This window comes from Persicitalea sp. (genome assembly GCF_041751555.1).
Taxonomy (GTDB): domain Bacteria; phylum Bacteroidota; class Bacteroidia; order Cytophagales; family Spirosomataceae; genus Persicitalea.
Genome location: NZ_JBGSXF010000730.1, coordinates 1 through 4,180, shown reverse-complemented (window position 1 = coordinate 4,180; position 4,180 = coordinate 1). Strand labels below are relative to the sequence as shown.

The 4,180-nt window shown below is 51.8% G+C and carries 3 protein-coding genes; all 3 read right to left on the bottom strand.

The window, feature by feature from the left end; genetic code table 11:
• Positions 1-941, bottom strand: a 941-nt coding sequence (locus tag ACEW8P_RS25585; RefSeq protein ID WP_373515899.1) for a glycerate kinase, incomplete at its 3' end; no start/stop codon positions are given.
• Positions 942-1,101: 160 nt separating this feature from the next.
• The gene (locus tag ACEW8P_RS25580) at positions 1,102-3,399 is read right to left on the bottom strand and encodes a penicillin-binding protein 1A (protein WP_373515898.1); all 2,298 of its coding nucleotides are present in this window, start codon (positions 3,397-3,399) and stop codon (positions 1,102-1,104) included.
• Between the two features lie 159 nt (positions 3,400-3,558).
• A partial coding sequence (locus tag ACEW8P_RS25575; protein WP_373515897.1) for a tetratricopeptide repeat protein occupies positions 3,559-4,180 on the bottom strand: 622 nt, incomplete at its 5' end.

Genomic DNA, 4,180 nt, shown 5'->3' with positions numbered 1-4,180 from the left:
CGGGCGCACATATTGGCAACGCCCAGTACCAGTTTACCGCTAAGGGTTTGCTGATCCATTTTACCCTCGCCCGTGATGACTAAATCAGCATTACGGACGTGATTTTCCAGTTTGGTTTGCTGAAAAACGATCGCCGCGCCGGATTCCAGGGTAGCGTTCAGGAACCATAATGCCCCCGCCCCCACCCCGCCCGCTGCTCCAGCACCGGGTGATTGGCTGACGTCTTTGCCGAAGGTCTCGGTTGCAATTTTAGCAAGATGGCGTAAGCCATTGTCCAAAAAAACTACCTGTTCCGGCGAGGCACCTTTTTGGGGACCATAGATGTATGCGGCTCCCGATTCGCCGTGCAAAGGATTGGTCACGTCGCAGGCTACGGTGATTTTGGTGGTGTGTAGTTTGGAATGAACCTTACCGGAGTCGATAGAATGGAGGGCGGAAAGATGGCCGCCATCGGGAATGAGCAGATTTTTGTTTTTATCAAAAAAGTGATAACCCAAGGCCGACGCGATACCTAGTCCGCCGTCGTTGGTCGCACTCCCGCCGATACCCAAAATAATGTTTTCTACGCCCTGATCGAGCGCGTTAGCAATCAATTGTCCGGTACCGTAAGAGGTAGTTTTTGTAGGATCGCGCTCGGTTTCGCTGAGCAGGCCCAGTCCGGAGGCAGAGGCCATTTCTATAAAGGCCGTACTTCGATCCGCCGAGAGGCCGTAGGAAACTGTAATGGGTCGTCCTAAGGGATCCTGCACTACACCGGAAACATAACTACCTCCAGAATTGAGCGTGAGGGATTTGGCAAACCCTTCTCCCCCATCCGCCAAAGGGATAGAAACTACCTTTGCCTCAGGAAAAGCCAAAAGAATCCCCGACGCCATCGCAGCGCAGACTTCATCCGCTTCCAGCGAGCCACGGAATTTGTCGGGAGCAAGAAGGATTTTCAATTTGGTAAGTGTAGGAATGTCGGAATGTTGGACGGGGCCGCCCCTGCGGGGTCGGAATGTCGGAATGTCGGAATGTCGGAATGTCGGAATGGAAGCTGGAATTGACGGCTGTGAGTTCCAATTAGGCTATACCGACATTCACTCATTCACTAATTCCAAATTAGAAAAGTACCCCCTCGTCGTCAGACAAGGAAGGCGGCACATAGGTGTTGCTGCTATCGGTATAGACGCCGCCGCAGTCAAGGCGGAAGTTGACGGGTTTTTCGAATTTACTTTTCCGGTACTGCACGAGGGTAGGGTCGTCGTAAATCTTTTGCATGTACATTCCCCAAGCTGGTAGAGCAATGCGTCCGCCTTGTCCCAAGGTAATAGTTCGGAAGTGAGTGCTGCGGTCTTCGCCGCCAACCCAGATGCCCGTCACCAGGTTAGAGGTCATGCCCATGAACCAGCCGTCGGAGTAGTTGGAAGTAGTACCCGTTTTGGCGGCGATTTCGTTGCCCTCGGTCACACCATAACTGCGCAGCCGCCCGGCCGTACCACCGGGATCTTCCACGGCCCCGCGCATGAGGTAGAGCATGGTGTAGGCCATATTCTCGCTCAACTCCTGATTGGCTTTCGGGAAAAACTCCTGCAAAAGATTTCCGAAACGATCCTCGATGCGCAAAATAGTCATTGGCTCGGTGCGGTGTCCGCTATTGGCAAAGGTACAGTAGGCACCGACCATTTCGTACACCGACACGTCGCTGGTCCCCAGGCACAATGCGGGTGTGGCGGCCAATTTGCTGGTAATACCTAGTTTGTGCGCATAGTCCACAACTGTGTTTGGCCTGACCTGCTTCATCAGGTGGGCACTCACCGAATTGACTGACTTCCCAATGGCTTGCCGCAGTGAAAGCGAGGCGTAGGAATAACGCCCATTGGCATTCTTGGGCGTCCAGCCGCCCGGTACGCCGTCAGCTAGTGTAAACGTGACTGGACGATCCACTACATGGTCGCAGGGCGTAAGGAAGTTGCGGTCGAGAGCCGAAACGTACACAAACGGCTTGAAGGTAGAACCTGGCTGCCTGGCGCTTTGCTTTACGTGATCGTACTTGAAGTACCGGAAATCGACGCCGCCAACCCAGGCTTTCACGTGGCCGTTGCGTGGGTCGGTAGATACCATCCCCGTGTGCAGGAAGCGCTTGTAGTACTTGATCGAGTCGATTGGACTCATGGTCATTGCTTTCTCACCATCGTAGCTGAACACTTTCATTTTGTAAGGCGTCCGCATGACTTTCCACGCTTCTTCTTCTCCTACTTCATTCTTCAGAGTGATGAACCGCTGCGATACCCGCACGGCCCGCTCCACGAAGCCCTCAATTTCTTTACCATTTTGATCGATCCACGGATTTCGACCTTTCCAGTGTTCGTTGAACAGCTTTTGCTGCGTTTTCATGTGTTCCTGAATGGCCTGCTCCATGTAGCTTTGCATCCGGGAGTCGATGGTAGTATAAATCCGTAAACCGCTCGTGTAAAGGTCGTAGTCGGTCCCGTTGTCGTCGTTGTACTGACTGACCCATTCTTTCAGGTACCCGCGCATGGACTCGCGGAAGTAGGGTGCAGTGCCCGTGTTATGACTTTCGATCGTAAAATTTAGGCTAAGTGGCTTTTCGCGATAAGTTGCGTATTTCTCCGCTGAAACAAACCCGTATTTCTGCATTTGATCCAGCACCGTGTTTCGGCGGTTAAGGACATTCTGCGGAAAACGGCGGGGGTTATAGAGTGAAGGATTTTGCAGCATTCCGACTAAAAGTGCCGCTTCGTGGACGTCGAGATTCCAGGTGTCTTTATTGAAATACGTCTTCGCCGCTACCTTCAAGCCGTAAGTATTGTTGCCAAACGACACGGTGTTGAGGTACATCATCAGAATCTCCCGCTTGGTGTATTTTCTCTCCAAAATCACGGAAAGAATCCACTCCTTCGTCTTGACGATTATCGTTCGTACCAACGGCACACTGCCCAAGATTCCACTATATTTTTCTGAGCGAGTCTGAAATAGGTTTTTAGCTACCTGCTGTGTGAGTGTACTACCCCCACCAGAGCCGGAATGGCCCGTAACTACCCCCTTCGCTACCCGAAACAAGGAACGCAGGTCGATGCCGGAGTGCTTGACGAATCGGGCGTCCTCGGTGGCCAGCAGTGCCTTCACCAAATTGGGTGACACCTGATCGAACTCCACGGGAGCACGGTTCTCGAAGAAGTACTTGCCGATGCTCACGTTGTCCGCTGAAACCAGTTCGGACGCTACCTCGCTCCTGGGATTTTCCAATGTTTTCAGATCGGGCATTGGCCCGAACAACCAGAAAAAATTAAAGCTAACCGCGACAATGTATAGTATGAACAACCCTACACCCACCGCAGCAAACTGCCACAACCGGACAATGGGTTTCTTGTACTTACCAGCTTTTAAATTGAGCATTCTTGTTTAATGATAGAATGAGTGAATGATAGAATGATAGAATGAAAAAAATCTGTACGGCTCGGAGCAGCGCAAATATTCACCGCACGGGCGGGCCCATCATTCTATCATTCACTCATTCAAAATTAACAGGACAAAGATACCGCTTTTAGCAAAACGTCATCGCCGTATTGAGGCGCGACCCGTTACTTCGAGCATTTCCTGAACCCGAGGGAGGAGGGGGCTTTCGGGGTAAAGGCGGATGAACTCGTTGATAGCTTGCAGATAATCGTCGCGGCCCCGGACTTTTCCGACCAGAAAAATGCGCAGCAGGGCAAATTTTTCTATTATTGGGCTATCCCGGTAAAGGGCGAGGGCATTTTCGGTTTGGGCGAGGGCTTCCGTATAGTTGCCCGCCGAATATAGACCAAATAATTTTTCGTAGGCCTCAGTCGCCGAACCGCCGGGAGCACCACCGTTCTTTTGGGCGATTTGTTCCTGGTTCAGCAGCCGCGCGTAGGAAGAATTCGGAAATTCGGCCAATAGTTTTTCTTTCCAAAGCGGACGATTCTTGTCGCCTTCTTCCAAAGACAAATAAATCAGGTAATAGATTTCTTCGCGATAAGCAGTCTTGGGGAAATCTTTTAGAAGCCGCGTGAATGTCGTCACGGCCTTGGTCGATTCTTTCAAATCAAAACGGTAGATTTTACCCAATTTATACAAGGCATCTTCCTCGCGCCGCTCGGAGGCCGCGAAGTCCGCTCCGCTGACCGGGACGTTTTTGCGTAGTTCGTCGCGTCGC

Coding starts and splice junctions, on each gene's coding strand:
- ACEW8P_RS25580 (WP_373515898.1), bottom strand. CDS start 3,399: ATGCTCAATTTAAAAGCTGGTAAGTACAAGAAACCCATTGTCCGGTTG.